Source organism: Pseudonocardia alaniniphila, from assembly GCF_022524485.1.
GTDB lineage: Bacteria > Actinomycetota > Actinomycetes > Mycobacteriales > Pseudonocardiaceae > Pseudonocardia > Pseudonocardia alaniniphila.
On sequence record NZ_JAKXMK010000010.1, the window covers coordinates 169,381 to 191,793 of the forward strand.

The 22,413-nt window shown below is 70.8% G+C and carries 23 protein-coding genes; 10 read left to right on the forward strand and 13 right to left on the reverse strand.

Annotation, left to right across the window (positions count from 1 at the left end; translation table 11 throughout):
* Positions 1–52: 52 nt before the first annotated feature.
* Together MMF94_RS13225 and MMF94_RS13230 are read right to left on the reverse strand one after the other, a co-directional pair.
* Complete coding sequence (locus MMF94_RS13225) at positions 53–1,075, reverse strand: tetratricopeptide repeat protein (RefSeq protein ID WP_241036668.1); 1,023 nt, start codon at positions 1,073–1,075, stop codon at positions 53–55.
* Complete coding sequence (locus tag MMF94_RS13230; protein WP_241036669.1) at positions 1,072–2,334, reverse strand: AAA family ATPase; 1,263 nt, start codon at positions 2,332–2,334, stop codon at positions 1,072–1,074. The genes MMF94_RS13225 and MMF94_RS13230 overlap by 4 nt, the downstream gene beginning before the upstream one ends.
* 125 nt (positions 2,335–2,459) lie before the next feature.
* Here MMF94_RS13230 and clpB point away from each other — a divergent pair, with 125 nt between their 5' ends.
* Together clpB and MMF94_RS13240 are read left to right on the forward strand one after the other, a co-directional pair.
* On the forward strand, positions 2,460–5,072 hold the full coding sequence (gene clpB / locus MMF94_RS13235; RefSeq protein WP_241036670.1) for an ATP-dependent chaperone ClpB: 2,613 nt from the start codon (positions 2,460–2,462) through the stop codon (positions 5,070–5,072).
* Positions 5,073–5,247: 175 nt separating this feature from the next.
* Entirely contained in the window at positions 5,248–5,724 is a 477-nt protein-coding gene (locus tag MMF94_RS13240; protein WP_241036671.1) for a cupin domain-containing protein, read from the forward strand.
* Positions 5,725–5,736: 12 nt separating this feature from the next.
* Here the strand turns inward: MMF94_RS13240 and MMF94_RS13245 are convergent, their stop codons facing one another.
* Positions 5,737–6,981 (reverse strand): flavin-dependent oxidoreductase, encoded by a 1,245-nt coding sequence (locus MMF94_RS13245; RefSeq protein WP_241036672.1) that lies wholly within the window; start codon positions 6,979–6,981, stop codon positions 5,737–5,739.
* Between the two features lie 190 nt (positions 6,982–7,171).
* Between MMF94_RS13245 and MMF94_RS13250 the strand changes: the two genes are divergently transcribed.
* Genes MMF94_RS13250 through pyrE form a run of 3 tightly spaced genes read left to right on the forward strand, consistent with a single transcriptional unit; the run spans position 7,172 to position 9,236 of the window.
* Complete coding sequence (locus MMF94_RS13250) at positions 7,172–7,822, forward strand: type III secretion system chaperone family protein (protein WP_241036673.1); 651 nt, start codon at positions 7,172–7,174, stop codon at positions 7,820–7,822.
* 44 nt (positions 7,823–7,866) lie between these two features.
* Positions 7,867–8,634, forward strand: a complete 768-nt coding sequence (locus MMF94_RS13255; RefSeq protein WP_241036674.1) for an SDR family NAD(P)-dependent oxidoreductase — start codon at positions 7,867–7,869, stop codon at positions 8,632–8,634.
* 32 nt (positions 8,635–8,666) lie between these two features.
* Complete coding sequence (pyrE, locus tag MMF94_RS13260; RefSeq protein ID WP_241036675.1) at positions 8,667–9,236, forward strand: orotate phosphoribosyltransferase; 570 nt, start codon at positions 8,667–8,669, stop codon at positions 9,234–9,236.
* 93 nt (positions 9,237–9,329) lie between these two features.
* Here pyrE and MMF94_RS13265 read toward each other — a convergent pair whose 3' ends face one another.
* The 3 genes from MMF94_RS13265 to MMF94_RS13275 form a co-directional block, all read right to left on the reverse strand.
* Positions 9,330–10,367, reverse strand: a complete 1,038-nt coding sequence (locus MMF94_RS13265) for a hypothetical protein (protein ID WP_241036676.1) — start codon at positions 10,365–10,367, stop codon at positions 9,330–9,332.
* Between the two features lie 121 nt (positions 10,368–10,488).
* Positions 10,489–11,691 carry a DUF4142 domain-containing protein gene (locus MMF94_RS13270; RefSeq protein WP_241036677.1) on the reverse strand — a complete coding sequence of 401 codons (1,203 nt, stop codon included), beginning with the start codon at positions 11,689–11,691 and terminating at the stop codon, positions 10,489–10,491.
* Positions 11,692–11,709: 18 nt separating this feature from the next.
* Complete coding sequence (locus MMF94_RS13275) at positions 11,710–13,038, reverse strand: ferredoxin reductase family protein (protein ID WP_241036678.1); 1,329 nt, start codon at positions 13,036–13,038, stop codon at positions 11,710–11,712.
* Positions 13,039–13,885: 847 nt separating this feature from the next.
* On the opposite strand from MMF94_RS13275, the gene MMF94_RS13280 reads away from it, so the two are divergent.
* Both MMF94_RS13280 and MMF94_RS13285 read left to right on the forward strand, forming a co-directional pair.
* Positions 13,886–14,545 (forward strand): TrmH family RNA methyltransferase, encoded by a 660-nt coding sequence (locus MMF94_RS13280; RefSeq protein ID WP_241036783.1) that lies wholly within the window; start codon positions 13,886–13,888, stop codon positions 14,543–14,545.
* 76 nt (positions 14,546–14,621) lie between these two features.
* The gene (locus MMF94_RS13285) at positions 14,622–15,311 is read left to right on the forward strand and encodes an HAD family hydrolase (RefSeq protein WP_241036679.1); all 690 of its coding nucleotides are present in this window, start codon (positions 14,622–14,624) and stop codon (positions 15,309–15,311) included.
* A gap of 6 nt (positions 15,312–15,317) precedes the next feature.
* On the opposite strand, the gene MMF94_RS13290 is transcribed toward MMF94_RS13285, so the two are convergent.
* The 3 genes from MMF94_RS13290 to MMF94_RS13300 all read right to left on the reverse strand — a co-directional run bounded on the left by MMF94_RS13290 (position 15,318) and on the right by MMF94_RS13300 (position 17,336).
* Positions 15,318–15,635 carry a hypothetical protein gene (locus MMF94_RS13290; RefSeq protein ID WP_241036680.1) on the reverse strand — a complete coding sequence of 106 codons (318 nt, stop codon included), beginning with the start codon at positions 15,633–15,635 and terminating at the stop codon, positions 15,318–15,320.
* A 64-nt stretch (positions 15,636–15,699) separates the two neighbouring features.
* Entirely contained in the window at positions 15,700–16,338 is a 639-nt protein-coding gene (locus MMF94_RS13295) for a DJ-1/PfpI family protein (protein WP_241036681.1), read from the reverse strand.
* 2 nt (positions 16,339–16,340) lie between these two features.
* The gene (locus tag MMF94_RS13300) at positions 16,341–17,336 is read right to left on the reverse strand and encodes a GlxA family transcriptional regulator (RefSeq protein ID WP_241036682.1); all 996 of its coding nucleotides are present in this window, start codon (positions 17,334–17,336) and stop codon (positions 16,341–16,343) included.
* 78 nt (positions 17,337–17,414) lie between these two features.
* Between MMF94_RS13300 and MMF94_RS13305 the strand changes: the two genes are divergently transcribed.
* Positions 17,415–18,482: a glycoside hydrolase family 76 protein gene (locus MMF94_RS13305; RefSeq protein WP_241036683.1), complete on the forward strand. Its 1,068-nt coding sequence runs from the start codon at positions 17,415–17,417 to the stop codon at positions 18,480–18,482.
* 21 nt (positions 18,483–18,503) lie between these two features.
* On the opposite strand, the gene MMF94_RS13310 is transcribed toward MMF94_RS13305, so the two are convergent.
* The 4 genes from MMF94_RS13310 to MMF94_RS13325 all read right to left on the reverse strand — a co-directional run bounded on the left by MMF94_RS13310 (position 18,504) and on the right by MMF94_RS13325 (position 20,781).
* On the reverse strand, positions 18,504–19,217 hold the full coding sequence (locus tag MMF94_RS13310; protein ID WP_241036684.1) for a DedA family protein: 714 nt from the start codon (positions 19,215–19,217) through the stop codon (positions 18,504–18,506).
* Positions 19,218–19,293: 76 nt separating this feature from the next.
* On the reverse strand, positions 19,294–19,938 hold the full coding sequence (locus tag MMF94_RS13315) for a DedA family protein (protein WP_241036685.1): 645 nt from the start codon (positions 19,936–19,938) through the stop codon (positions 19,294–19,296).
* Positions 19,939–19,966: 28 nt separating this feature from the next.
* Positions 19,967–20,191 carry a hypothetical protein gene (locus tag MMF94_RS13320; protein WP_241036686.1) on the reverse strand — a complete coding sequence of 75 codons (225 nt, stop codon included), beginning with the start codon at positions 20,189–20,191 and terminating at the stop codon, positions 19,967–19,969.
* Between the two features lie 5 nt (positions 20,192–20,196).
* Entirely contained in the window at positions 20,197–20,781 is a 585-nt protein-coding gene (locus MMF94_RS13325) for an RNA polymerase sigma factor (protein WP_241036687.1), read from the reverse strand.
* A 105-nt stretch (positions 20,782–20,886) separates the two neighbouring features.
* Here MMF94_RS13325 and fbaA point away from each other — a divergent pair, with 105 nt between their 5' ends.
* On the forward strand, positions 20,887–21,918 hold the full coding sequence (gene fbaA / locus MMF94_RS13330; protein WP_241036688.1) for a class II fructose-bisphosphate aldolase: 1,032 nt from the start codon (positions 20,887–20,889) through the stop codon (positions 21,916–21,918).
* 79 nt (positions 21,919–21,997) lie between these two features.
* Entirely contained in the window at positions 21,998–22,411 is a 414-nt protein-coding gene (locus MMF94_RS13335) for a DUF3151 domain-containing protein (RefSeq protein WP_241036689.1), read from the forward strand.
* Positions 22,412–22,413: the final 2 nt, after the last annotated feature.

Sequence of the window (22,413 nt, forward strand, 5' to 3'; positions counted from 1 at the left end):
CGTCCTCACCGCCGACCGTTCGGCGCACGGGCGGTCCACCGGTGGGGTGGGGTCAGCCGTGGCGCAACCGGCGCACCGTTCTCACGACGATCGCCAGTCCACCCAGCAGGCCCAGCACCAGCCACACCAGCGCGGCGAACACCCCGACCCCGGTGATCAGGACGACGACGAGGAGCAGCACGCAGGCGGCGACGGCCACGTACGTGAAGCGCAGCGGCCCGTCCCCCTGCAGCGCCGCCCGGACCACGGGCCTGGTCTGCTTCGGGAGGTTGCGGACTGTCCACCACGTCAGTCCGCCCGCGATCACCAAGGTGACGGCTGCGGCGATGCGGCCCGACCACGTCGAGTCGAGGGGATCTTCGCCGCTGAAGACGATGACGGCCACGGTGGCCAGCCCGAGCAGCATCCGCAGCCGCCAGGACAACTGCCAGAGCACCGCCCTGATGGTCTGCATGACCTTGGGCATCCCGGGTGCGAGCATGCCGGCGTCGATGAGCCCGCGCAGAGCCTGCGCGGGGCGGTGCCCCCTGGCGTCGAGGACGGCCAGGTCGTGCCTGGCCACGGCGTGCTGCGGATCGAGCCGGAGCACCTCCTCGTAGGCCTGGCGGGCCGTCTCCTTGTCCCCGAGGCCGCTGGTGACGTCGGCGAGCAGGAAATGCGACGCCGGGGAGTTCGGAGCGAGCTCCACGACCCGCCGGGCCGCCTGTGCCGCCTCGGGCAGGCGCCCGGCCTGCTTCAGCACCTCGGCGTACATCGTGGCGCCCGGGGTCTCCTCCGGGGCGAGTGTCACTGCCCGGTACGCGGCCTCGACGGCCTCGTCGTGCCTGCCGAGTCCGGAGAGGATCGCGGCCCGCACCACCTGGGGCCGATCGAACTCCGGAGCGGCGGCCGACGCTGCTTCGGCCGCGGCCAGCCCGTCGACGAGCCGTCCGGACTCGTACAGCACGGCCGCCAGCCCCAGGAGCAGCCCGGGGTCGTTCGGGGAGGCGGCGAGCGCCTCGCGCGCGGCCCGTTCGGCGTCGTCGAACCGGCCGAGGAGGCGCAGCTGTTCCACGCGGTGGAGCGCGGTCGTCACAGCTTCTTGTGCTTCCGCAGGTAGGCCGAGAGGTCGTCGTAGTCGCCGTCGGAGTTGGAGAACGCGACGACGTTGCGGGCCGTGGCGAACCACGCCCCGGTGCTCGGCCGGACCTCCTTCACGGCCGCCTCCAGGTCCTTCGTGGTGAGCGCGTGCAGCCGGCCGATCTGCATCGACAGGGCGAGGGCCCGCTCGGCTGCCGTGGTGCAGACGTGCGCGACGTCGGCCCCGGAGAAATGCTCGGTGAGCCGGACGATCCGATCGAGGTCGATCTCGGCCACCGGGCGGTCGCGCAGGTGGTAACGCAGGATCGCGGTGCGCGCGGGGGCGTCCGGCGGCAGGACGAGCACCATGCGGTCGAACCGGCCGGGGCGGCGCAGGGCGCTGTCCACGTCCCACGGGTGGTTGGTGGCACCGAGGGTGAAGACGCCGTCGTTGTTCCCGCCCAGGGAGTCCATCTCGCTCAGCATCTGGTTGACCGTGTTGCGCATGCTGCTGGCGTGGCTGAGCTGCGAGCGCTTCTGGCCCAGGGCGTCGAGCTCGTCGAAGAACAGCACGCAAGGAGCGCGGCGCCGGGCCTCGGCGAAGATCCGGGCCATGTTGCGTTCGCTCTGACCGGTGTACATCTCGAGGACGTCGGAGATGCCGACGGTGAAGAAGTTCGCCCCGAGCTCGCCGGCGACGGCACGGGCGATGAACGTCTTTCCGCAGCCGGGAGGCCCGTACAGGAGCAGGCCGCCCGTGAGGGTCTTGCCGAAGGCCTTGGCGAGCTCCGGGTTGCGCATGGGTCCGAGGAAGGCGAGCTCCAGGCGCTGCTTGACGTCCTCCATGCCGCCCACGTCGGCCAGGCGGATGCCGGGCTGCTCGATGTCCTCGACGACCGGTGACGACTCGTCGTGGGCGAGTACCGGCTCCGGGGTGCCGGCGACCTCCTCCTCGGCGTGCGTCCAGTCGTAGCCCTGCAGCCGGTGCTGCCCCGTTCTGTCGGGTGCCGGCGGCGCTACGGGTGCCGGTTCCGCAGGCGCGGCGGCCACGTCCGGGGCGGGGGGCGCGGTGAGCCCGCTGGTCAGACGTTGCAGGAGACCCATTGCGTCGACGTTGGACGCGTCGCGGGCCAGCACCTGGATGCAGTGCTGCAGAGCCTCCGCGCTCCGGCCTCTTTCGGCCAGCAGCCCGGCCACGTGCAGCCGGAGCGGAACGTCGTCGGGGGCGGTGGTCACCGCTGTGAGCAGGCTGGTCAGGAGAACATCGTCAGACATCGGCCGGAAGTATCGCCGAGGAAGGGGCCCGGCTTTGCCTTGAGCGGAACAGACTCAACTTTCCTTACGTTCTTCCAAGCGACGGGCACGATGGTGCCCAGGCGACGATGCAGGAGGTACAGGGGATGGACTCTTTCAACCCCACCACCAAGGCGCAGCAGGCCATCTCGGCCGCCGTGCAGGCTGCTGCGCTCGCCGGTAACCCCGATGTCGGCCCGACGCACCTGCTGGGGGCACTGCTCGCCCAGGGTGACGGGATCGCGGTGCCGCTGCTCACGGCGGTGGGTGCTGATCCGGCGGCCGTGCGAGGTGAGCTCGCGCAGCTCGGCAACCGCCTGCCCTCGGCGGCAGGTGCCACGGTGAGCGCCCCGCAGCTGTCCCGCGATGCCATCGCGGCGATCACCGCTGCCCAGCAACTGGCCACGGAGATGGGCGACGAGTACGTCTCCACCGAGCACCTGCTGTTCGGGCTGGCATCGGCGCGTAGCCAGGTCGCCGACCTGCTGCGCCGCCACGGAGCCACACCGGAGGCGCTGCGTGAGGCGTTCAGCAAGGTCCGCGGCAGCTCGCGGGTGACGAGCCCCGACCCCGAGGGCACCTACCAGGCCCTGGAGAAGTACGGCGTCGACCTCACCGAGCGGGCCCGCAAGGGCGAGCTCGACCCGGTGATCGGGCGCGACACCGAGATCCGCCGCGTCGTGCAGGTGCTGTCGCGGCGCACCAAGAACAACCCGGTGCTCATCGGTGAGCCCGGCGTCGGCAAGACGGCGATCGTCGAGGGGCTCGCCCAGCGGATCGTGGCGGGCGACGTCCCGGAGTCGCTGCGCGGCAAGCGTGTCGTGGCCCTCGACCTCGGGTCGATGGTCGCCGGCGCGAAGTACCGCGGTGAGTTCGAGGAGCGGCTGAAGGCTGTTCTGAAGGAGATCACCGACTCCGCGGGCCAGGTCATCACGTTCATCGACGAGCTCCACACGATCGTCGGCGCGGGTGCCACCGGCGAGGGCGCGATGGATGCCGGCAACATGATCAAGCCGATGCTGGCCCGCGGTGAGCTGCGGATGGTCGGCGCCACCACGCTGGACGAGTACCGGCAGCGCATCGAGAAGGACCCTGCGCTGGAGCGCCGCTTCCAGCAGGTGCTGGTGGGCGAGCCCAGTGTCGAGGACACCATCGGCATCCTGCGCGGGCTCAAGGAGCGCTACGAGGTGCACCACGGCGTCCGGATCACCGACGCCGCTCTGGTGGCCGCGGCCACGCTGTCCGACCGGTACATCACCGCCCGGTTCCTCCCCGACAAGGCGATCGACCTCGTCGACGAGGCTGCGTCACGGCTCCGCATGGAGATCGACTCCCGTCCCGTGGAGATCGACACGGTCGAGCGCGCCGTGCGCCGGCTGGAGATCGAGGAGATGGCGCTGGAGAAGGAGGACGACCCCGCCTCCCGCGACCGGCTCGACGCGCTGCGTGCCGAGCTGGCGGAGAAGCGCGAGGAGCTGTCCGCCCTCACCGCCCGGTGGCAGAACGAGAAGGGCGCGATCGAGAGCGTCCGCGAACTGAAGGAACAGCTCGAGGGTCTGCGTGGAGAGTCGGAGCGTGCCGAGCGCGACGGTGACCTCGGCAAGGCGGCGGAGTTGCGCTACGGGCGCATCCCGGCGCTGGAGAAGAGGCTGGAGGAGGCCACGGACGTCACGGCGCCCGATGCCGACGTGATGCTCAAGGAGGAGGTCGGCCCGGACGACGTGGCCGACGTCGTCTCCGCGTGGACCGGTATCCCCGCGGGCCGCATGCTCGAGGGCGAGACGGCCAAGCTGCTGCGCATGGAGGACGAGCTCAGCAAGCGGGTGGTCGGCCAGTCCGAGGCCGTGCGCGCTGTGTCCGACGCCGTGCGCCGTGCGCGGGCGGGGATCGCCGACGAGAACCGGCCCACCGGGTCGTTCCTGTTCCTCGGCCCCACCGGCGTGGGCAAGACCGAGCTGGCGAAGGCGCTCGCCGAGTTCCTGTTCGACGACGAGCGGGCGATGGTCCGCATCGACATGAGCGAGTACTCGGAGAAGCACAGCGTCGCCCGGCTCGTCGGTGCCCCGCCCGGCTACGTGGGCTACGACCAGGGTGGCCAGCTCACCGAGGCCGTGCGGCGCCGTCCGTACACGGTGGTGCTGTTCGACGAGGTCGAGAAGGCGCACCCGGACGTCTTCGACACGCTCCTGCAGGTGCTCGACGACGGCCGCCTGACCGACGGCCAGGGCCGCACCGTCGACTTCCGCAACACGATCCTCGTGCTCACGTCCAACCTGGGCACGCAGGCGATCTCCGACCCGTCGCTCGACGATCGGGGCCGCAAGGACGCCGTGATGGCGATCGTGCAGCGGCACTTCAAGCCGGAGTTCCTCAACCGGCTCGACGACGTGGTGGTGTTCCACGCGCTGTCCACCGAGGAGCTCACGCACATCGTCGACATCCAGCTCGACGTGCTGCGCCGCCGGCTGGCGAAGCGGCGGCTCACGCTGGAGGTCTCCGATGCGGGCCGCGAGTGGCTGGCCATGAACGGTTTCGACCCCGTCTACGGGGCGCGGCCGCTGCGGCGGCTCGTGCAGTCGGCGATCGGCGACGCGCTCGCGAAGGAGCTTCTGTCCGGCGACATCCGCGAGGGCGACACCGTGCGCGTCGACCTCGACCCCACGGCGAGCGGTGGCATGGGTGGCCTGATCGTCGGCCGGGCGATGCCCGCCACGATCTGATCCAGCGGCCTGACGAACAGGGAGGGTGCCGGGTCGGTCCATGTGGGCCGGACCAGCACCCTTCCCGCCGCCACGCCCCGAGATCTCGCCGTCGTGGGCTCGTGCCTTGCGTGCGGTACGGATCTGCTGTGACATCGCACGGACGCGGACACGGAGATCACAGCCAGGAGGGGACATGACCGGCGAGGAGATCGTGCTCGGCCCGCTGCCCAAGGGCATCACGCTCGCGAGCGAGGGCATGAACAAGAAGGTGTGGAACGTGCTCGGCCACACCTACTCGATGAAGGCCGCGAGCGAGTCGAGCTTCGCGTTCGAGACCTACGACCCACCAGGCACCGGCGTGCCCCCACACGTGCACCCCACCCAGGACGAGCACATCTACGTGCTCGAGGGAGTGTTCACGCTCTACCTCGACGGCCAGTGGGAGACCGCGGGCCCTGGCGACACCGTGCGGATGCCGAGGAACCTCCCCCACGCGTACTACAACCGCGGCGAGGTGCCGACTCGAGGGCTCTTCTGGGTCAGCCCCGCCGGGCGTCTCGCGGCGCTGTTCGACAACCTGCACAACCTCGAGGACCCCGCCGAGGTCGTGCGGCTCTCCGCGCAGCACGACGTGGACTTCCTGCCGCCCGGTTCGGTCGAGGGCGCCTGAGGCTCCCGGCGGTCACGACGGGCGGTTCACCTGTTCGCTCGACGACCCGGATGCCCTGGCGTACCCGCTGACCACGGCGTCGAGCTCCTCGGGAGTGATCACGTCCTCGAGCCGTGAGAAGCCATGGGGAGCCCGGCGTTCGACCTCGTCGATCACGCCTTCGGGCCCGCCCACCCGGTTGCGCAGCACCACCTCGCTGGTGGTGGGTAGGCGGTCCTCCTCGTACGCCTTCAGCGCGCGGACGGGGTCGGCGTGCTCGACGAGGTGGCTGCTGATGCTCGTGGCGTCGAGGATCGCCTGGCCGGCCCCGTTGGAGCCCATCGGATACATCGGGTGGGCGGCATCGCCCAGGAGCGTCACCCGGCCACTGGTCCAGTAGGGCAGAGGGTCCCGGTCGCACATCGGGAACTCGAAGCACTCCGGCGTCGCGCGGATGAGACCTCTGTGGTCGACGTCCGGGACGTGGAAGCGATCGAGATGCCCCGCGAGCTCGTCCAGATCGGCAGGACGAGACCAGTCCTGGCGACGGGGCGGAGGGTCGCCCGCCTGGCCGGTCAGCACGCAGACGGCCCAGTTGGTGAGCTTGGTGCCCGGGCTCTGCCCCTCAGCGATCGGGTAGATCACCAGCTTCGCCGCGGTGCCGCCGGCGATGATCATCGAGCGTCCGGTGCCGAACTCCGGCCAGTCCGTGGCTCCCCGCCACATCTGCACGCCGTTCCAGCGGGGCGGGCCCTCGTCGGGGAAGAGGCTGGCGCGCAGTGCCGAGTGGATGCCGTCGGCGCCCACGAGTACCTCGCCCCGGACGATTCCCAATGCGTCGCCGTCGAGATCGACGAACTGCGCACCCACCCCGTCAGCGTCCTGCTCGAACCCGACCAGCCGGTGTCCGGTCCGCACCGCGTCGGGACCCAGGCGCTCGAGCACCGCCCGCAGCAGCACGCCCTGCAGCCTGCCCCGATGGTAGGAGAGCTGCGGAAACGCGAACCCGGCTGCCGTGCCGCACGGTCTGTGGAGAATCTCCTGCCCGAGCCGGTGGTGGTAGGACAGTTCCCTGATCCGGATCCCCGCCTCGTCGAGCCGGTCGAGGAGCCCGAGCGCGGCCAGCTCCTTCACCGCGTGCGGCAACGCGTTGATGCCGACGCCGAGCTCGCGGATCTGCTCGCTCTGGTCGTAGATCGTGCAGTCGATGCCTTCATGGTGCAGCCGAAGAGCCGTGGTAAGACCCCCGATGCCCGCTCCCACGATGATGACCCGCATGACGGTTCCCCCCGTCGTACCGATCACCCAGGATGGACCAGATAGGCGCTTCACACCATCTGCCCGACTCGGATCGCCACCAACGAGTCGGTGGATGGCAGCCCCGCCCGTTCACCCAGGAGGCTGTACCGGCGACATCAGGTGATCGGGCGTCCGCGCAGATCGAGGACCATCGGTCTAGGCTCCGGCCGTGGGACTCTCACCGACGGTGTGGTTCGTCATCGCCGTGATCGCCTTGGTGCTCGGCGCCGGCCTGGTGTTCGCCGACCGTCGGGGTGTGCCGGGCGGCGCCAAGGACCGGAAGCGCTGGGCTGCCACGCACGACTGGGAGTACCTCGACACCGATCCCGTGCTGCCGAGCCGGTGGCGCTACGGGACGATCCACCAGGGCGGGCCCGGGGTGGCCCGCAACCTGATGAGTGGTGACGTGCCCACCCCCGAGGGGCCGCGGCACGCCTACGTGTTCGACCACGAGCAGGCAGGCAGGCTCAACTCGGTGCTGGTGGCGGTGCAGGTGCAGGAACAGCTGCCCGCCGCCGTGGAACTGCGGCTCCCGTCGGCCCCGCTTCCCGACGACGCCGGCCTCGACCTGCTGGAGCCCGTCGGCGAGCGGTACGCGTTCGTCTCCGACCCCGACGCCGTGCGGCACCTCATCACGCCCCGCTTGGCGAAGGCCAGCGACCTCGTCGGCGACGACGTCGAGCTGCTGTGGGCGGAGGAGTCCTGGGTGCTCGCCACCGCCCCGCTGGGGTCCAGCTCGGAGCGCGTGCAGGAGCTGCTCGCCGACCTCGCCGAGGTGGCCGCGGTGCTCGAGCAGTCTCTCCGGGTCAAGCGGCGCTGACCTGCCGCGACGCCGCCAAGGTGGCGCCTCAGTAGGCTCCGTCCGTGCCCATCGCGCTCATCACCGGAGCCACCTCTGGCATCGGCGCCGCATTCGCATCCCGCCTGGCACGCGACGGCCGGGACCTCGTACTCGTCGCGCGGAACCGCGAACGCCTGGAGGCCGCCGCGGTCGGGTACCGGGCTGCCGGTGTCGCCGTTGAGGTGCTGCCCGCCGATCTGTCCGACGAGGAGGAGCGCGCCAGGGTTGCGGCGCGGCTGTCGAGCGCGGATGCCGCACCCGTCGACCTGCTGATCAACAACGCCGGATACACCACCGGTGGCCTGCTCGACGTGGACAGCTCGGCCTTGCGAGCCCAGCTGGAGGTCAACGTGGCGTCCGTGCTCGAGCTGACCGTCGCAGCCCTGCCCGGCATGATCGACAGGAGCCGCGGTGCGGTGATCAACGTGTCGAGCATCAGCGGGTTCCTGCCCGGCAACTCGCAGTACAGCGCGGACAAGGCGTGGGTCACGGCCTTCACCGAGGCGGTGGCGGCCAAGGTCGCCGCCACCGGCGTGCGTGCGATCGCGCTCTGTCCCGGCTATGTCCGCACGGAGTTCCACGAGCGTGCCGGACTGGACGTCGGCGGCCGGAAGGGCCCGTTCTGGCTCGACGCGGGCCGCGTGGTCGAGGAGTGCCTGGCGGATCTTGCGAGGGGAAAGGTCGTGTCGGTACCGAGCTCGCAGTACAAGATCGTCGCTGCCATGGTGGATCTGTTGCCCCGGCCGCTGGTCCGGCGGCTGGTCAATCTCGCCCAACGGGACCGCAAGTGATCGTGCGCCGGGCGCTTGTGAAGGATGACGGCATGAACCCAGACACCGAGCGGGAGGAGCTGGCGGCCCTGATCCGCGAGCTTGGCGTGGTGCACGGCCGCGTCACGCTGTCCTCGGGCGCCGAGGCCGACTACTACGTCGATCTGCGACGGGCCACCCTCGAACACCGGGCCGCGCCGCTGGTCGGCAGGCTCCTACGGGTGCTCACCGCCGACTGGGAGTACTCGGCCGTCGGTGGCCTGACCCTCGGCGCCGACCCGGTCGCCGATGCCGTTCTGCACGCAGCGGCGGCCGAGCGGGCGGCGCTGCCCGACACCCCGCCCGTCGACGCGTTCGTCGTGCGGAAGGACACCAAGCAGCACGGCATGCAGCGCCTCATCGAAGGGCCGGACATCGCGGGGCGCAACGTTCTCGTCGTGGAGGACACCTCGACGACCGGGGCGTCCGTGCTCACCGCGGTGCGGGCGGTACGTGACGCCGGAGCCACCGTCGTCGGTGTCGCCACGGTGGTGGATCGGGACACCGGCGCGCGCCAGGTGATCGAGGACGAAGGAATTCCGTATCGAGCGCTGCTCGGGTTGGCCGATCTCGGCCTGGGCTAGCTCTGCGTATCCCCCGTACGCACGGAACGCGTGTGGCAGGCCGGGGTTCGCCCGGCACAGCCACACGCGTTCCGTGCGACGGCTCTGGTGGGGTTACTCCACCGTGATGCGCACCGCGTCGAAGGCGGGGGTCTGGTCGGCCCGCTGCATCATCGGGATGCGGTGGGAGCCGTCACCTGCCCACACCGCGCACTGGGCGGTGCCGGCGGTCGGCATCCCCGTCACGGTGATCTTGACGGTGTCGGGCTCGGCGCCACCACCGTTGTCCTGCGTGGCGAGGAAGAACTCCGGCGCGGGTGCGGCGTCCGGCGCGGTGTCGGTGGTCTCGAGCATCCGGCAGGCGGTGTGGAAGTGCCCGCGCTGCAGGCCGTCCTCGTTGAGGAAGGAGCTCTCGAGGTAGTAGCCACCCGCTGCGGCACCGAGGAACCGGTCGCGCACCAGGTTGCGGGTGCTCACGGAGATCGTGAACTTCTCGTTGGCGCGGACGCTGCGGGGTGAGTCCGTGATGAGCAGCGACGGGCTCTTGTCCTCGGACGCCACCTCGCCGAACGCCGTGCTCACACAGCGCGGGGCGAGCTGGAAGCCGTCGTGGGGCTGGAGCTTGCTCTCCGTGCAGTCCCTGCCCAGCACGTCGAGCCCGTTGTTCTCGGCGGGCGGCTGCTCGTCGCCGTTGTTGTCGCCGCCTTGACCGTTGTCGCCCTGGCCGTTGTCTCCTTGGCCGTTGTCTCCTTGGCCGTTGTCTCCTTGGCCGTTGTCTCCTTGGCCGTTGTCGCCTTGGCCGTTGTCGCCGCCGTTGTTGTTTCCGCCGTTGTTGTTGCCGTTGTCGTCGCTGCCTTGGCCGTTGTCGCCGTTGTTGTTTCCGCCTTGGCCGTTGTCGTTCTGGCCGTTGTCTCCGTCTTGGCCGCCGTTTCCGCCGTTGTTGTCGCCGGAACCTTCGGAATTGTTGTCATCGGGGGCCTGCCCCGGGTTGCCGCCGTGGTTCTGGCCGCCTTCGGCGCTGTGGCCGCTGTGACCCGAACCGCCTGCCGGCGTCGACACGCTGCTGTTGCCGGAGGACGCGTATGCGTAGTCGCAGGCGGTGGGAAGGACGGTCACCACCAGGGCGGCCGCAGAGATCGCGAGCTTACGCACCGTGCTCCGGTGTCGTTCGCTTCTGGACGGGGACATGAAGCTCCGTTCGGGGTCGGGGAGCGGGGAACCGGAGAGCCGAGTGGCCACTCCGGCTGGGATCCGGCGGCTTGGGAGCGTTGAGCTAGCGCCGGGAATGGCGGGACTTGGCGGACTTGGAACGGCCGCCGCTGCGATGGGATCCGCTGTCGGACACGGCGCGGTGGGATCCGGTGCCGGAGACAGCGCGCTGCGAGCCGGTTTCGGAGACGGTCCGGTGGGATCCCGTGTCGGAGACGGCCCGATGGGATCCGGTCTCGGAGACCGTGCGGTGGGATCCGGTGTCGGAGACAGTGCGGTAGGAACCGGTGTCGGACACCGCCCGGCGGGACCCGCTGTCGGAGACCCACCGATGCGACCCGGTTTCGGTGACGGTGCGGTGGGGGCCCGTGTCCGAGACGCTGCGGGTCGATCCGGCGGTGGAGTAGGTCGAGGTGCCTGCGTCGAGTCCGGCGCCGACGGGCGAATCCAGGTGAGAGAAGCGGGGGCCGGCGATCGCCGCGACGGGCGTGAGTTCGGGGAGGGGTGCCGCGGCAGGTGCCGGGCTGCGCTGCGGCACGGTGACCCTGCTCCGTTTTGCGGCGCTACGGCTGCGCACTGCGGCGAACGCGGCGATGGCCGCGAGGAGCGCGGCGACGAACACCAGAATCGGCACGATGAGGTCGCTGGTCTGGGTGCCACCGGAGAGCAGGCCCGGCGATGCCTCCGGGAGCGCCGCGTAGTCCACCAGACCCGTGCCCTCGAGATATCCGATGTGCCGGCTGACGAACGCGTTGGCCGTCTCGGCGAACTGACGCACCAGCTCGTTACGCGTGGTGGCCCGCACCTGAGCGATGATCGGCAGCACGGTGCCGTGCGCGTCGCGCAGCCGCTGGACGAACACGCGGTCGTAGTCCGAGCCCGTCTGCCGCGAGATCTCGTTCATCCAGCCGACCTGCTGGTCGCTGGGGCTGCTCGGCAGCAGCACGCCGAGTTGGTTGGCGGCCTTGCGGACCTCCGCGTCGAGGTTGGCGTGTTCCTCGGAGATCTTCCGTCCGGCTTCCTGCACCTCGGGGGAGCTCGCCTGCGTCTCCGCCTGCTGACCCGTCGGCCCTTCCCAGAGGCCGGCGAGCCTCACCTTGACGAGCAGGTCACGGTCGGCCGGTCCCAACGGTCCCCACTGGGTCTGGGTCCAGCCGCCGGTGCCGGGAGTCCCGGCGGCCCACGATTGGTACACCGATGCGGACACGGCGAGGATCACGGCGACGATCACGGCGCGGCGAAGCAAGCGGGGGATACTGCGGAGCATCGGAGCCTTCCTGATGGTTCACACGAAGTCGAACTGTTCGGTGTGCACGCGGGCCGGTGCCACACCGAGGGTGTCGAGAGCGCTCAAGGCGTCCGTGACCAACGCGGGCGGGCCACAGATGAAGAAGTCGAGATCGTCGGGGTGCTGCCCTTCCGGAAGCACCATCGAGAGCAGGCCGGCACCGATGTCGCCGGTGTAGCCGTCCCAGCCGTCGTGCGGACGGCGCAGCACCTCGGTCACTACGAGATCGAGGTGGAACCGCAGCTCCGCGAGCTCGTCGCGGAACAGCAGGTCTTCCGGTGAGCTGGCCACGACGACCAGCCGGTACGGCCGCGGATCCCCCCGGTGCGCGGCCGTGCGGAGCATGCTCATCATCGGCGTGATCCCGACGCCGCCGGCGATCATCACGAAGCCGGCCCCCGCGCCGACGTCGTTGGTGAAGGCGCCGTGCGGGCCGTCCACCCAGACCGGGGAGCCCGGCGGGAGGCGGCGCAACGCGCGGGTGAAGTCCCCGGCGTGGCGGATCGTGAACTCGGTGGTGTCCATGTGCGCGCTGGAGGCGATCGTGAAGGGGTGTTCCTCGGCGGTCACCGACCGGTCCAGCCGGATCCAGGCGAACTGGCCGGGTGCGAAGGCCCATGAGTTCACCGGCGGACCGTGCCGTTGGCGCCGAGGCTCCAGCACGAGCGTGCTCACCGTCGAGTTCTCGCGGCGCACTTCCCGGACCAGGAACTCGGTGGACGCGTCGAACATCGGGCGCCACGCCCAGCGGTAACCGAAGATCCCGATCACGATGGCCGCGAGCAGTCCGAAGACGGTGCCGGTCGCCGGCATGGCCACGAGGTGGTCGAGCCACCACACGTGCAACGCCGACAACGTGATCACCGCGACCGCCAGCGCCACGTGGAGCCACCGCCACAGCTCGTAGCGAAGCCCCGTGCGCCCCTTCAGGGCGACGAGCGCGACGAGAGCGGCGAGCGCGATGGTCGCCCCGACCGCAGCACGTGCCCGGGCGGGGGCGGTCTCGAAGTTCAGCAGCGCGACGTTGGCCGGGTTCGCGGCGACGACGCAGGCGAGATGGACGAATACCAGCGTCGCCGTGACCACGCCGAGGAACCGGTGGATGTCGATCACGCTCTCGATGCCGAACGCACGGTTCAGTGACCGGAGCCGGGACGGCAGGACCGCCGCCGACACCAGCGCGGAGAGCGCCAGCAATCCGGTCACGACGGAGAGGTGATCCCACAGCGGCTCGTTGGGTGCGATCGCGAGCCACATGAGGGAGGGCGCGACGACGATGAGGCCGAAGACGCTCAGCCACGCCGTGCGCACCATCCGTTGATCCATGGGCGGGACGGTAGGAGGCAGCCTCAGGTTCAGGTTGCGAAGCTGAGAACGCAGTGGGCCGGAAGCGGCTGCTGGCGCGACGAGTGGTCGCGGTATTGCTCCGAACGTCCTAATACTTGGGGCCGAATGCCGCGTAACGCCCTCAGGTCCGGCTGCGATCCTGCCGCGCAAACCGCCGTTCGCCACTCGCCGCTGGCGGCCCACCGCACGGGGACGGACGTCGAGGACGAACGGGACCATCGGCACGACGGACGGATCTCGCCCCAACCGCCAGCAACCGAACCCGGCGAGTCGCCCGTTCCTCGCACCGCTGGCGGCTCCCCCCACAACACGTGAGTCGCGCGTATTCAGTTCGAGAGTCGCCCGACTTCGGGGCGTGCCGCCGTGTGGATCAGTGGGGGCGACCCGTGCCCCGGTGCGCGAGCCGCCCGTTCGCACACTACGAGCAGCCCGCCCCCGGCGCAGTGTTCGCGACGCAATCGTTGCCGTCCGGCACGTCGAGCAACGGCCGAACCCGGGCACGGGCGGAGCGGAGGATCATTCGGTCATGAGCGAGGACGAGACGGGGCCGGCCGAGGACAGGCCCGGACCGGCACACCAGAGCGCGGCGACGCGGGACGGGCGGCCCGTCGACTCCGAACGGGCACCTCACGCTCGGCGCGAGGGCCACTCGCGCGAGGGCGGCGACCGGGCGACTCCGGCGCGGGATTCGAGCGGCTCGCGTGGGGGTGAGGAGCGGGCGACTCGCTTTCGGGACGAGGGCCGCCCGCGCGCGGGCGGCGGCCGGGCGACTCCGGCGGAGAACGCGGGCGACTCGCAGGGGGGCGGGGAGGGCGCCGGTAGCGACATCGAGGGGGGTGGCGGGCCCAGCGAGTGGCAGGTGCCGGGACAGGTCGGCGTCGGGCCGTGGCCGGGCGACCGGATGGCCTGGCCGCAGGACGAGCGCTACGACCCCGACCTGCTCGAACACGGCGACGCGCGCAACGTCGCCGATGCCTATCGCTACTGGCGCCGTGAAGCCGTGGCCGCCGATCTCGCCCGGCGCGCGCATCCGTTCCACGTGGCGATCGAGAATTTCGGCCACGACCACAACATCGGCACGGTGGTGCGTACCGCCAATGCGTTCGGCGCGGCGGGTGTGCACATCGTCGGACGGCGGCGCTGGAACCGGCGCGGAGCGATGGTGACCGACCGCTATCTGCAGGTGCACCACCACGACGACGTGGCCGGCCTGATGACGTTCGCCACGGAGCACGGGCTCGTCGTGGTCGCCGTGGACAACACGCCCGGCGCGCAGCGGCTCGAGACCGCGGACCTTCCACGCAACTGCCTGCTGTTGTTCGGCCAGGAAGGCCCAGGGGTGACAGGCGAGGCGCACGCAGCGGCCGCGATGACGGTGTCGATCGCCCAGTTCGGCAGCACCCGCTCGATCAACGCGGGCGTGGCCGCGGGCATCGCGATGCACGCCTGGATCCGCCGGCACGCGGACCTGTCGGACGCGTGGTGAACGAGCCCGTCAGGCGGCGAACGAGCCCGGCCGAAAACCGGCTGGAGATCGGTCCCGAGGTACCTAGACTCCGCCCGTGACCAGCCGCCAGACGCTCGTGTTCGACGCAGACGATACGTTGTGGGAGAACAACGTCCTGTTCGAGCGGGTGATCGATGCCTACCTCGACTGGCTGGCACACCCCACCCTCGACCGGGCGGCCACCCGCGCGGTGCTGGACGAGGTGGAGCGGGCCAACGTCGTCGTCCACGGGTACGGCAGCGCAAGCTTTCTGCGCAGCCTCGGCGACACCTTCCAGCGGCTCAACGAACGCCCTGCCACGACGGCCGAGGCGCGCCGGATCGAGGAGCTCGCCGGCGCCCTGGTCAACCACGAGGTCGAGCTCGTACCGGGGGTGGCGGAGACGCTCGCCGAGCTCGGCGAGCGCCATGACCTCCGCCTTCTCACCAAGGGTGATCGAGCCGAGCAGCAGCGCAAGATCGACGCGTCCAACCTTGCGCACCACTTCCACAGCGTGCACATCGTGGCCGAGAAGCGGGAGACGACCTACCGCGAGCTCGTCGCCGAGCAGAGCCTCGTCCCGGCCACAACGTGGATGATCGGGAACTCGCCACGGTCGGACATCCTCCCGGCCCGCGCCGCAGGCCTCGGGGCGGTGTTCATCCCGAACCGGTACACCTGGGTGCTCGAGCACGACGAGCTCGACCTCGACGACCACGGCGTGCTGCACCTCAAGCGGTTCACCGAGCTGGTCGAGCACTTCTGAGGAGAGCTAGCAGAGGTACTCGGCGGGTCTGCGGAGCATGGCGAGGAGCATCGCCGGCAGCATCAGTACGTGGCCGAGGACGAACACCGCGTCGGTCGACAGCCAGCCCGCCCAGAACGGCGGGAGCAGCACCACGAACGGCACGTACATCGCCAGGCCCATTTCCGCGATGGCTACCCACCGGTGCCGGCGTACGGCCATCCAGAGCGCCATGCCCAGCGTCATGTTCGTGGCCATGACGAGAAGGTGCAGCTCGGTGCTTCCGTGCAGCTCCGGCCACAGCGGCCCGAGCGCCACCATCCCGACGACCATCGCGAGCAGCATCTCGACGAGATGGCGCCAGAAGCGGCGGTCGGACAGCGCCGCGCTCCTGCCTGCGTCGGCGTGGTCATGACCGTGCCTGCCGGTACTCGCTCGCCCGCTCCATCACGGCCGAGCCGACCCGGCTGGGGTGCCCGGCGTCGAACGGGGGCTGCGGGTCGTACTCGATGAGCATCTGCGCCGCCTGCGCCGCCACGTCGTCGAGGAGCACCTCGACGAGCCGGATGGCCATGTCGATACCCGATGACACGCCCGCTGCGGTGATCAGACGCTCGGGCAGGTGCTCGACCACCCGTTGTGTCACCGGCACGGCACCGAGCTTCTCCAGGTGATCCATGGCCCCCCAGTAGGTGGTGGCGGTGAGCCCGTCGAGAAGCCCAGCCGCGGCGAGGACGAGCGAGCCCGTGCAGACCGACGTGGTGAATCGGGTGCGCGGGTGGACCGCGCGCAGCCAGTCGAGGTGGGCTCCCCCGTTGAGCAGGGCACGTGAGCCGGGTCCACCCGGCACCAGCACGATGTCGGGCGACTGCACCTCGGCGAACGTCTTGTCGACCGTGAGGCCGAGGATGCCGGTGTCGGCGCGGACCTCGCCGCGGTGCTCGCCGATGAACATGACGTCGAACTCCGGCACGGTCTGCAGCACCTCGTAGGGCCCGATCGCGTCGAGCGCGGTCAGCCGGGGGAACAGCATGATGGCGACCTGCATGGTCACGTCCTTCCGTCGATGGGCGCGGTGGTGGCGAAATGCCGTCGGTACTGGTCGGGGGCCACGCCGATCCGGCGCAGGAACGCGCGCCGCATCGTCTCTGCGGTGCCGAAGCCCGCACGCGCCGCTGCGACGGTGACGAGCACCGGTTCGGACTCCAGCAACCGCTTGGCGGCGTCGACGCGCACCTGCTCGACGTAGTCGCCCGGCGACCGCCCGAGTGCGCGGGTGAACTCGCGGCTGAAGTGGCGCTCGCTCATGCCCACGCGTGCTGCGAGGACCGGCACCCGCAGGTCGGCTGCCGGGTCGCTGTGGATGAGGTCCTGTGCGGCCCTGATCGAGGGCTGGCGCGCCGGCGGCGACCAGACGGGTCCGGCGAACTGGCTCTGCCCGCCCGGCCTGCGCAGGAACACCACGAGCTCGCGCGCGACGTATTGCGCGATCTCGGCGCCGTGGTCGGCTTCGACGAGCGCGAGGGCCAGGTCGACACCGGCGGTGACGCCCGCGGCCGTCCAGATCCGGCCCTGCTGCAGGTAGATGGGGTCGGGACGCACATCGACGGCCGGGTACCGGGTGGCGAGCGCGGGCGCGTGGCGCCAGTGGGTGGTGGCAGACAGGCCGTCGAGCAGGCCGGCGGCTGCGAGCGCGAACGCCCCCGTGCACACCGAGACGACCCGTTCGGCGCGCGGGGCGGCGCGGCGGAGCCACTCGACCAGCGGGTGGTCGGACGTCATGGCGCGCGCCCCGCCGCCGCCTGGCACCAGCAGCGTGCCGATCTCACCCGTCTCCGGGAGCGGGCCGTCCGGGCACATGCGCATCCCGCTGTCGGACGTGACGGTTCCCGGGGCCTGCGCGACCAGGGTGACGCGGTAGCCCGCCCTCTCGGACCCCAGGTGGTCGAGTAGCCGCGTGGCACCCATCAGCACCTCGTGCGGACCCGTGGCGTCCAGCGGCTGGATGCCGTCGAAGACGGGGATGACCACCTGGTGGCTGGGCATGTACTCACGGTGGCCGCACGACGGTATGGCGTCAACGACACGAACCCCACTCATTCGGCCATCGGGCAGACTGGCTCGGTGGCTGCCGCTGAGGTCGACTGGTCGGAACGGGCGGGCATCGCCGAGCGGGCGGTCGTCCGCCGCCACCTACGACGGCTCGCCGGGGTGGTGCCAGGCACCCGCATCGGACGCATCCGGTGGCCGAGACCGTTGCCCTCACCCCCGGCGCCGTGGCACTACTGGTGGCAGGCGCACCTCCTGGACTGCATGGTCGACGCGCAGCTGCGCTCACCCGAGCGGCGCCGGGCCCGCGCGATCGCGGCGCTGGTCCGCGGCATCCGGCTGCACAACACGGGTTCCTGGCTCAACCGGTACTACGACGACGTCGCCTGGCTCGGCCTGGCGGTGCAACGCGCGGGGCTCCTCGCCGGCCGCTCCGGCCTTCCGGCGCTCGCCGCGATCATCAACCGGCTGCACGAGGGGTGGACGGAAGGCGCGGGCGGCGGCATCTGGTGGCGGCGCGAGGACGACTTCAAGGCCGCACCCGCGAACGGCCCGGCGGCGATCCTGCTCGCCCGTGACGGCCAGTCGGCGTTCGCCGCGGCGATCTGCGACTGGATGGCGGAGACGTTGATCGACCCGGACTCCGGGCTCGTCCGGGACGGGGTGCGGGTGGCATCGGACGGCAGCATCCGCGCCGTCGAGCCCTACATCTACACCTACTGCCAGGGCGTGTACCTCGGCGCGTGTGTCGAGCTGATAGAACGCGACGGCCACCTCCGCTTCACGGACAGGGCGATGGCGATCGTGGACGCGATGACCCATCGGCTCGCTGATTCCCGCGGCGTGCTGCCCGGTTCGGGTGGGGGCGACGGTGGTCTCTTCGCCGGCATCACCGCGCGCTACCTGACGGATGCCGCGCTGCGCGTGCCGGAGCTTGCCGGCCCCGCGACACGGATCGTGCGGTCGAGCGCGACGGCTGTGTGGGACGGCCGGGCGGAGGTTCGCGGTGGTCCGGTCTTCTCCGCGGAATGGGGCAGGCCCGCCTTCCCGCCCCACCCTGGCGTGCCGGAGGCCGACCTCTCGGTGCAGCTCTCGGGGTGGATGCTGATGGAAGCCGCAGCCCGGCTGCAGCGGGGCGGCTGAGCCGCCCCCAGCACGCGAGCCTCAGCCGGTGTCGCGGAGTCCCTCGTCCTGCTCCGGTTCCTCGGGCTCGTCGTCCGCCGGAGCCGCCGGCGTGTCATCGATCGGGCGGCGCATCTCCTGGCGGTAGCGGAAGAGCCCGTAGCCGGTACCGACCACGAAGAACGCGATCGCGACGAGGGCCGCGGCGTCCTTGAGCCAGGGAACGACGTCGAGCAGCCCCGCGCCGTAGTACCCGAGCATGATCAGCGTGGGAACCCAGCAGACCGCGCCGACGGCGTTGGCGAGGATGTAGCGCCGGTTGTCCATGCGGGCGGCGCCGGCGATCATCGGCGCGAGAGTGCGTACCCAGGGCACCCAGCGGGCCACGACGATGGCCCAGAACCCCCAGCGGTCGAAGAAGGCGCTGGCGCGAGCGAGGTTGGCGCGGTTGAGGATGCGGCCGTCGCGGCGCGCGAGCATCCGCGTGCCGGCATAGCGGCCGACGAGATAACCCACCTGGTTCCCGGCCACGGCGACGCCGGTGGCCACCACCCCGAGCGTCCAGGCGCTGGCCTCGTGGTCGCCCTGGGCGAGTACGACTCCGGCTGCGAGCAGCAGCGTGTCGCCCGGCAGGAACATCCCGATGATGAGCGCGCATTCGAAGAAGACGAAGACGAGCACGACCACCCACACCGTGACCGGTCCGGCCTGGGTGAGGGGCCCGAGGGCGTGGTACACGGTGGGCGCAACGCTCACAGCACTCCAGGGTAGGTACCCCTGGGCTCGCCCGGGCCCTGAGCGGTGTTACCGCCGGCGATGTCGCCCGGAGGTGTTACCTGGCGTGTGCCCCTGGCGTGCGGCGGGCCCGCAGCACCTCGATGACGATCGGAACGATCGACACGGCCACGATGGCGATGAGCATGAGCTCGATGTTGTTGCGCACGACCTCGAACTGGCCGAGCCAGAAGCCCAGCACGGTGACACCCGCCGCCCACGCGACGCCGCCGATGAGTGAGTAGCCGAGGTAGCGCTTCGGCTCCATGCGGCCGACGCCGGCCATCACCGTGATGAAGGTGCGCACGATCGGCACGAACCGGCCGAGCACGATGGCGCGGTTGCCGTACTTGTCGAAGAACTCCTGCGTCTTGCGCACGTGCTGCGGCTTGAACAAGCGCGACTTGGGCCTGTCGAACACCGCGGGACCGGCCGCGCGCCCGACCCAGTAGCCCGTGGCGTTGCCGGCGGTGGCCGCGACCACGAGGATCAGGCAGACGAGCCACAGCGGGGTCTGGATCGACCCCTGTGCCACGAACAGGCCACCGGTGAAGAGCAGGGAGTCGCCGGGCAGGAAGAACCCGAGCAGGAGCCCGCACTCGGCGAAGACGATGAGGGCGAGCCCGATCAGCGCCCACGGGCCGAGCCAGGAAATGATCGTATCCGGCTGGAGCCACTCGGGGCCGAGCGCGAGCGCAGTCACGGAAGGGAACGGTACCGGGCAGCCGTGGTCAGCCGAGGGCGGGGAGGAGCCCCGGCACCAGCAACGACAACAGCGCAAGGGCGACGCCCAGCACCACGCCGCCGAGCAGCGCGATCAGCAGCGCCTTGCGTGCTCCGGTGGGGGATGCGGGGGTCGCCCGCGCCGTGCGGGGCACCCCGGGGCGACCCGCTCCCGACGCTCTGGCCCGCAGCGCCTCGGCGACGCGTCGCTCGGAATCGTCGCTCGTGCTCACAGGCATCATCGTGCCCCACCGCCGCTCATCACGCGCGCGACGGCCTCGAGCGCCCGGCTCGCCGTCGACTTCACGGTGCCGCGGCTGATGCCGGTGGATTCGGCGATCTCGGCCTCCGATAACCCGCCGTAGTACCGCAGCACCAGCACCTCACGTTGCCGTGGCGGCAAGGTGGCGAGCGCGTCCACCACGGCCTGGTGCTCGGATGACAGCATCGCCAGCGACTCCGCTGAGCGGGCGTTGACCTGGTGCGGCGGGACGTAGTCGCGCGCGGTGCGCCTGCGGCGCAGCACCGAGCGTGAGCCGTTCACCACAGCCGTGCGCAGGTAGCCGACGGCCGCAGCCTCGTCACGTAGCCCCGACCAGTGCCGATGCAGACCGGTGAACGCCTCCTGGACGACGTCCTCCGCTGTGCTCGGATCGTCCACCAGCAGCACTGCGAGCCGCACCATCCGCATGCGGTGGTCGCGGTAGAGGTCCGAGAGGGTGCGCGGCGTACCGGGGGCCGGCGCCGGCTCCCGGCTGGTGTCGATGCGGCGCAACCTGCTCAGCGTCTGCTCGACGGCGTTCTCCCCACCGTCGCGGATCATGCGACTCAGCCTAGTAGTGCGTACCTTCTCCGCTGACGGGGCCGTCGTCCTTTCATTGCGGGATACTGCGGCTGGAAACAACGAGGACGTCGAGGAGGCCCGACCGTGCCGATCGCCACCCCCGAGAAGTACAACGAGATGTTGGACAAGGCCAAGAGCGGTGAGTACGCCTACCCGGCGATCAACGTGACGAGCACCGAGACGTTGAACGCCGCGCTGCGGGGCTTCGCCGAGGCGCAGAGCGACGGGATCGTCCAGATCTCCACGGGCGGGGCCGAGTTCCTCTCCGGCACGGCCGTCAAGGACATGGTGACCGGCGCCGTCGGACTCGCCGAGTTCGCGCACGTCGTCGCCGCGAAGTACCCGATCAACGTCGCACTGCACACCGACCACTGCCCCAAGGACAAGCTCGACACCTATGTCCGGCCGCTGATCGCGATCAGCCAGGAGCGCGTCGCCCGCGGGGAGAACCCGCTGTTCCAGTCGCACATGTGGGACGGGTCCGCCACCGAGCTGCACGAGAACCTGCGGATCGCCGCTGAGCTGCTCGACCAGGCCGTCAAGGCCAAGATCATCCTCGAGGTCGAGATCGGGGTGGTCGGCGGCGAGGAGGACGGCGTCGCCAACGAGATCAACGAGAAGCTCTACACCGCCCCTGGCGACTACGAGGACACGGTGGACGCGCTCGGTGCGGGCGAGAAGGGCCGCTACCTGCTGGCCGCCACGTTCGGCAACGTGCACGGCGTCTACAAGCCCGGCAACGTCAAGCTGCGCCCGGAGATCCTCAAGCAGGGCCAGGAGGTGGCCAGCCGCAAGCTCGGACTGCCCGACGGCTCCAAGCCGCTCGACCTGGTCTTCCACGGCGGATCGGGCTCGCTGCTCGAGGAGATCCACGAGGCGCTGAGCTACGGCGTGGTCAAGATGAACGTCGACACCGACACGCAGTACGCCTTCACCCGCCCGATCGTCGGCCACATGTTCAACAACTACGACGGAGTGCTCAAGATCGACGGGGAGGTGGGCAACAAGAAGGCCTACGACCCCCGCTCGTACCTGAAGGCGGCCGAGGTCGGGATGTCCGATCGCGTCGTCGTCGCCTGCGAGAACCTGCGGTCGACGGGACAGACCCTCCGCTGATCGACCCTCGGCGGCGGGCGCGCCGGCTGTCCCGGCACTCGGGATCCGGACACGGCGGGGAAGGCGGCAAGATGCTGGCATGACGCTGCACGGCAACCTGCTCGGACCTGAGCCCACCCTGCTGCCCGTCGACCCGGCCGCCGCGGAGCTCGATCGCGGCGTCGCGCCGGAGGAGGTCGCAGCCGCACACCCGACGTCCTCACTGGCGTGGGCGGTGCTCGCCGAGCGTGCTCTCGAGAACGCACTGACGATCACCGCCTACGCCTACGCCCGTACCGGCTACCACCGTGGCCTCGACCAGCTCCGTCGTTCCGGCTGGAAGGGCTTCGGCCCGGTTCCGTGGTCGCACGAGCCCAACCGGGGGTTCCTGCGCGCACTGGCCACGCTGCAGCGAGCCGCTGCCCTCATCGGCGAGACCGATGAGGCGGAGCGCTGCCTGGCCTTCCTCGCCGACTCCGATCCCGCTGCCCCGGCCGCACTCGGCCTGGGCTGACC